Origin of the sequence: Nocardia sp. NPDC051911, assembly GCF_040681035.1 — a bacterium.
GTDB classification, from domain to species: domain Bacteria; phylum Actinomycetota; class Actinomycetes; order Mycobacteriales; family Mycobacteriaceae; genus Nocardia; species Nocardia sichangensis.
Genome location: NZ_JBFAXY010000081.1, coordinates 1 through 6,362, shown reverse-complemented (window position 1 = coordinate 6,362; position 6,362 = coordinate 1). Strand labels below are relative to the sequence as shown.

Sequence of the window (6,362 nt, the reverse complement as noted above, 5' to 3'; positions counted from 1 at the left end):
AGGTCCCCAAGACCAGCGTGGGCAAGTTCGACAAGAAGCGGCTACGCGCCCAGTACGCCGACGGTGACCTGGAGGTCACCACCCTGTCCTGACCCCTGCTGCCCCGCGTCACCACCTCAGCATCGGCAGTGGTGACGCGGGGTGACTACGCACCCGCCGCGCGACCAGGGAGACGAGCTTGCGGTGGAAGCCGTGGTTCGGATAGCGCTTCGCCAGCTCACGGTAGGTTCCGCGCGAGACGCCGAACCGGCCGAGCAAGCCGAGTTCGACGTCGATCGCGTCGGCGCGCCGGAAGATCTCGACCGGGTCGTGCGGTGGGCCCGCCGGGCGGATCTTGTGATGCTGGTCGATCATCGCCACCACCAGTCCGGTCAGGTCGTCGCGGTCGATGCTCGCCAGCCAGGCGCGCGCCTGGTCGCACGAGGGCGCGAGGTAGTCGAAGCTGCCCGCCGACCAGATGCCGATGTCGTGCAGCACGGCCGCGGTCAGGAACTCCTCACGGGCGCTCGGCGGGGTTTGCCGGTCGTCGGCCAGCAGATCGCACAACGTGAGCACCCGCAGCACATGATTGGTGTAGGCGGCGCGGTCCGCCCCGAGCTGTTGGCGCCACGGCGCGAGCCGGGCCTCGACCTCATCGCGAAGATCGTTGCTGCTCATGGCGGTTCACCCTACGCGCAGCCGTCCGTGACGGGCGGCGGCGACGCGCGGGCACGGCGCCGCATACGCGAGAACACCCGGCGCGGGCGAAACGGTTTGCCGCGCCGGGTGTTCGATTCGGTGGATCAGCAGTTGCGCAGTTCCGGGCTCTGGTTGAGCAGCTGGGCCCGGGTGCCGATGAACGTGGTGTAGGTCTCGCCGCCGACCGAGGAGAGCGGGAACGCCGCGACCCGGTGGCAGTTCTGGAAGGCGAGCTTCACGCCGAAGTGCCGCTCCAGCCCACCGCGAATCGCGTCGGAAGCCATGGCGCGCAGCAGTTGCCCGCGCGCCACCTCGTCGGGCGGCGCGATCGTGTTGTCGGCGAATTCGGCCGTCCCGGAACGCAGCTCACCGGCTACGCGGCTGACCACTTCCCAGGCGTAGGGCAGCGAATTGCGTACGACCTCGACGAAGTCGGCGTCGTCGACCTCGCCGCGTTCGGCGCGTTCGAGTACTGCGGTGGGGACATCAAGGGACATGGCGCTCTCCTCCAGTGCTGAACGTCGATGCGATGCCACTGAAGTCTAAACGAAAGTCGTTGTCAATAATGCTGGATTCGGCGCGAAAGTGCCTTTTCCAGTGCGGCTTTCGTGTCGGCGGCCAGGGTCGAGACCAGTTCGCCCGCGGGTAGCTCCGGTGTCAGCTCATGGGTTTGGCCCGCCCAGAGGTTGACCTCCTCGGGGTTGCCCGCCGCCCGCGCCTCGGCTCGCAGCGGGGCGGTGGCGTAGTGGATCTCCGGGTATCCGGTCGGCGCGGTAGCGGTGTGCCGCACCAGGAAGCGGTTGCGCAAGCCGCGTGCCCTGCGTCCGGTGAAGGCGCGGGTGAGCATCGTCGGGGTGTCGGCGGTCAGCGCGGCGCGGTGCACCTGACTGGTGCCCGCCTCGGGGCAGCGCAGGAACACCGTGCCCAGTTGCGCGGCCGCGGCGCCCGCCGCGAGCGCGGCGGCGATGCCCGCGCCCGTCGTGAGGCCGCCGGTGGCCACCAGTGGCAGGTCGGTGGCGGCGGAGAGCAATTGCAGCAGCGCCAACAGCCCGAGTGGGTCGGTGGCGTCGTCGGCGGGCCGATCGGTGAACGTCGCGCGGTGCCCGCCCGCCTCCGCGCCTTGGGCGATGAGCACGTCGGCGCCCGCCTCGACGGCGACGCGCGCCTCGACGACCGAGGTGACGGTGACCCAGGCTTCGGAACCGGCGGCATGCAGCCGTTCGATGTCCGCGGCACTCGGGCAGCCGAAGGTGAACGACACGGCCGCGACCGGGTCGGCGACGAGCAGGTCCAGTTTGGCGTCCCAGTCGTCGGTGTCGAAGCGCGGATCTCCCAGCTGGTGTTCGGCGCCGAGTTCGGCCAGATAGTCCGCCAGATCGGCGGGAGGAGTCGGCGGGCCCGGCACGAAGAGGTTCACGCCGAACGGCTTGCCGGTGGCCGCGCGAGTCGCCGCGATCCGCGCCGCGGTGTCGGCGGCGCTCAGATAACCGGCGGCCAGCTGGCCGAAACCGCCCGCTTCGGCCACGGCGGCGGTCAGCTCAGGGGTGGAGGGGCCGCCCGCCATGGGGGCGAGCGCGATCGGAACGTCCAAGTGGTCGAGGATCACGGTTCGATTGTCGCGTATCTGGACATGTGACCCGGGCCTCACCAGCGTTTTTCCGCTGGAAGGTTGCGGAATGGTCACGACGCGGTAGAGTTCCCGTCACGACGGATGCCAAACCGTTATCCGCCCGGCTTCACCGGATCGTTATCGAACCGGTTCCGCAAGGGCTCCGGCATCCCGGACCCTGTTGTACGACCGAGGATTCAGCTTTGTCGCAGCACCGTGTAGGCCCAAGTTCCATTACCGTCCAGAGCCTCCTCGGCGACGGCGGCGAATCGGGCCGTCCGACGCGGCACCGCGCCGAGCCGTCCGCCACCGAACGAGTCAAGGCCGCCGCCACCGCGGCGGTTGCCGCGGGCGCCTTGATCGGCGCTGCCAGCCAGGTCGCTCCCGCGCTCGCTTACGCGTCGCCGCTGCTGCCCGGTTCGCACGATGCCGACGAGGAGACGCAGGCCGCGCCCTCCACCGTGAAGGGTACGAGCATCCTTCCGATCGTCGAGGCCAAGGCCGCCGCCGAGCCGGTCGCGCAGGCCGCGCCGGAGCCCGCCGCGGTCGCGGGCCAGATCGCCGCACCGGTCGCGGCGCCGTTCGGCATTCCCAACCTTCCCCCGGAGGTCATCGGTCCCTTGGCGCAGGCCGAGGAGGCCCTCAAGGGCGTGCAGCAGCAGGTCGCTCCGGCGTCCGCGGTGCGCCCGGTGGCCGGTGAGATCAGCTCCGGCTTCGGCAGCCGCTGGGGCGCCATGCATTACGGTCTCGACTTCGCCGACTCGCTGGGCGCGCCGATCCACTCGGTCAGCAACGGCACCGTCATCGAGGCGGGGCCCGCCTCCGGTTTCGGTCTGTGGGTGCGAATCCTGCAGGACGACGGCACCACCGCCGTCTACGGCCACGTGAACGAGATGTTCGTGCACGCGGGCCAGCGGGTGAACGCGGGCGACGTGATCGCCACCGTCGGCAACCGGGGCCAGTCCACCGGTCCGCATCTGCACTTGGAGATCTGGGACCAGTCGGGCGCCAAGATCGACCCGATGCCCTACTTGGCCGCCAAGGGAGTGCCCCTGGAGTGGGGCCCGTCGGCGCACTGACATTCCCTGTCCGGCTTGATATTCCGATCAGCGCACGGTTGCGCGCAGCGAAGCCTCCCGCGTCCCGGTGACGCGGGAGGCGGTTCGCGTCCTGGTCTCGTAGAGCTGCCCCACGGACACCGGTCGGTCGCTAGGCTCGGGCCGTGATCGAGCTGGGCGACATCTTCGAGCCTGGGTCACCGCACGGCCGCGCGTACGCCGTGCTGGTGCACCATCCGCGGTCGAGTCTCGCCGATATCGCGCAGTACCTGGGCGTTTCGGAAGACCTCGCCGCGGACTCGCTGGATGTGTTGTGTGAATTGCACGCCGCGGTCCGCGTCGAGTCGCCCGACGGCGAACCGCTGTGGGACGCGCACGCGCCGGAATCGTTGTCCGAAGCCGAGGCTCGGCGCAGGCAGCAGGAGATCAACCAGATGCACGCCGCCGCAGCACGCTTGAGCGAGACGTTCCGCTCGGTGCGCCGCTCGCCCCGCGGCAACGGCGCGGTGGTGCCGGTGTACGAGCGGCTGGAGATGCTGGCGGATTTCGAGGAGATGCAGACCGGCGCGCGCAGCTGCGTCAAGCTGGTCGAGCGCGGGCCCTATCTGAGCGATCCCGAGCGCGAGCGCCAACTGTTCGAACTCAAACGCGCCAGGCTCGCCGACGGCATCCGCTACCAGACCTTGTATCAGGACACCGTCTATCAGGACCCCGAGCGCCTGCGGCACGCGCTGTCCACCAACGCGGGCGGTGCGCAGGCCAGAACCCTGCCCGAGCCGCCGCTCAAATTGATCATCAGCGACGACGAGCGGGCCAGCCTGGTGCTGCACGCCGACGAACGCAGGCCCGACCCGATGGGTCTGCGCATCACCGGTTCCCCCACGCTCGAGTTGTTGATCAAGACCTTCGACGTGCTGTGGACGATGGCGGCGCCGATCTCGGTGAACCCGGCCGCGGAGGCGCTGGACGAACGCGACCGCGCGATCCTGACCCTGATGGGGCTCGGCGCGACCGATGACACCATCGCGCGGCGACTCGGGATGTCCCGACGCACGGTGGTCCGCCGGACCGCACGGCTGCTGGAGCGCCTCGGGGCGAGCACCAGATTCCAGGCGGGGGTGCAGGCCACGCGGCGCGGATGGCTGTGACCAAGCTCACCGATTCGGGCACTAGTGCAACACGATGGCATAAGTACCGATATAACGGCAGGGATCAGGCAAGACACCGATTCCAGGGGGGCGGATGGTGTCCTACGAGAGGACAGCACTCGACAAGGGGGATGCGGACCGTACCGACGGCATCCGCGGCAATCCAATACAGCGCGCGGGTTCAGTGGTCAGCCCCTTATATGATTGCTCGGTCCGCGCTGGCCCCGGATAACAAGCCCTGAGCAGGGTAGAGCCCGGGTCCTGGCTCGATCCGAGAGGTGAATGCACTCGAATGGAAACCGCCCGTCGCTCTGCTCGCGGTAGCCGTCGCCGCAGGTCGGGCAGTCCGCTTTTCGCGCAGCTGCTCACCGCCGCGGTCGAGTCCGCCGCCACCGAGGTCGCGATCCGGTTCAACCCCACGGGGGACCCGGCCGACGATCGGGAGCTCACCTACGCCGAGCTGGACGCGGCGTCCTCGCGGCTGGCCAGGGAGCTGATCGAGCGCGGTGTCGGGCCCGGCGACGTGGTCGCCATCGGAATCTCGCGCAGCGTGGAGTCGGTGCTCGCCGTCTGGGCCATCGCCAAGACCGGCGCGGCCTACGTGCCGGTGGATCCGACCTATCCCACCGACCGGATCAATCACATCGTCGCCGACTCCGGCGCCACGGTGGGTCTGACCACTTCGGCGCACCGCCCGGTGCTCGGCACCGGTGTGTACTGGATCGAACTGGACGACCCGGTGCAGGCCGCGCGCATCGCCGCGCGCCCGGAGCACCCCATCTCCTACACCGACCGGGTCCGTCCGCTCGACGAGCGGCACCCGGCCTATGTCATCTACACCTCCGGCTCCACCGGCAAGCCCAAGGGCGTCGTGGTCACGCACAGCGGTCTGGCCGGGCTGGTCGCCGCGGAGCGCGAGCACTACGGCGTGACGGAGGACTCGCGCGTTCTGCACGTCTGCTCGCCGAACTTCGACGTCTCGGTGCTGGAACTGCTGCTGGCCTTCTCCTCCGGAGCGACGCTGGTGATCGCGCCGCCGACGGTGTTCGGCGGTTTCGAGCTGGCGGATCTGCTGAGGCGCGAGCACGTCACGCACATGCTCATCACGCCGGGCGCCCTGGAATCGGTGGATCCGGCCGGACTGGACGACCTGCAGGCCGTGGTGGTGGCAGGTGACAAGTTCGGCCCGGAACTGGTCGGACGCTGGGCGGCCGAGCGCGAGTTCTACAACGGCTACGGGCCCACCGAGGCCACGATCCTGGCCACCAGCACGCCGCCGATGACGCCGGGCGAGCCCATCACGATCGGCACGGCCATCCCGGGCGTCGGCGCGTTCGTGCTGGACTCGCGGCTGCGGCCGGTTCCTGCCGGGGTGGTCGGCGAGCTGTATCTGTCCGGTCCCGCGCTGGCGCAGGGCTACCTCAACCGGCCGGGCCTGACCGCGGAGCGATTCGTCGCCAGCCCGTTCGGCGCCGACAGCGGCAACCCGGCGGCGCGGCTGTACCGCACCGGTGATCTGGTGCGACGCACCGAATCGGCCGGCCAGGACGGCGGCGTCATCGAATACCTGGGCCGCTCGGACTTCCAGGTGAAGATCCGCGGTTTCCGCATCGAACTGGGCGAGATCGACAACGCTCTCACCAGCCATCCGGATATCGACTTCGCGGCCACCCTGGGCAAGGCGCTGCCATCGGGTGCGACCGCACTGGTGTCGTACGTGCTGCCGCGCCCCGGCGCCGACCTGGACACCGACGCGCTCGCCGAGTACATCGGTGAGTCGTTGCCGGGGTACATGATTCCGGCGTCGATTGTGGTGTTGGACGAGATTCCGTTGACGCCGGTGGGGAAGTTGGATCGGGCGGCGTTGCC

The 6,362-nt window shown here is 69.7% G+C and carries 6 protein-coding genes; 3 read left to right on the top strand and 3 right to left on the bottom strand.

The window, feature by feature from the left end; genetic code table 11:
• Positions 1-108: 108 nt before the first annotated feature.
• The 3 genes from AB0L97_RS38255 to AB0L97_RS38245 form a co-directional block, all read right to left on the bottom strand.
• Positions 109-657, bottom strand: coding sequence for an HD domain-containing protein (locus AB0L97_RS38255; protein WP_355081476.1), 549 nt, complete (start codon positions 655-657; stop codon positions 109-111).
• A gap of 125 nt (positions 658-782) precedes the next feature.
• Positions 783-1,175, bottom strand: coding sequence for an SCO5389 family protein (locus AB0L97_RS38250; protein ID WP_355081478.1), 393 nt, complete (start codon positions 1,173-1,175; stop codon positions 783-785).
• A 62-nt stretch (positions 1,176-1,237) separates the two neighbouring features.
• Complete coding sequence (locus AB0L97_RS38245) at positions 1,238-2,284, bottom strand: nitronate monooxygenase (protein ID WP_355081480.1); 1,047 nt, start codon at positions 2,282-2,284, stop codon at positions 1,238-1,240.
• A 206-nt stretch (positions 2,285-2,490) separates the two neighbouring features.
• On the opposite strand from AB0L97_RS38245, the gene AB0L97_RS38240 reads away from it, so the two are divergent.
• The 3 genes from AB0L97_RS38240 to AB0L97_RS38230 all read left to right on the top strand — a co-directional run.
• Entirely contained in the window at positions 2,491-3,366 is an 876-nt protein-coding gene (locus tag AB0L97_RS38240) for a M23 family metallopeptidase (protein WP_355081482.1), read from the top strand.
• Between the two features lie 143 nt (positions 3,367-3,509).
• On the top strand, positions 3,510-4,493 hold the full coding sequence (locus AB0L97_RS38235) for a LuxR C-terminal-related transcriptional regulator (RefSeq protein ID WP_355081484.1): 984 nt from the start codon (positions 3,510-3,512) through the stop codon (positions 4,491-4,493).
• A 292-nt stretch (positions 4,494-4,785) separates the two neighbouring features.
• Positions 4,786-6,362 (top strand): amino acid adenylation domain-containing protein (locus AB0L97_RS38230; protein ID WP_364439870.1); only part of this gene is annotated, 1,577 nt, incomplete at its 3' end.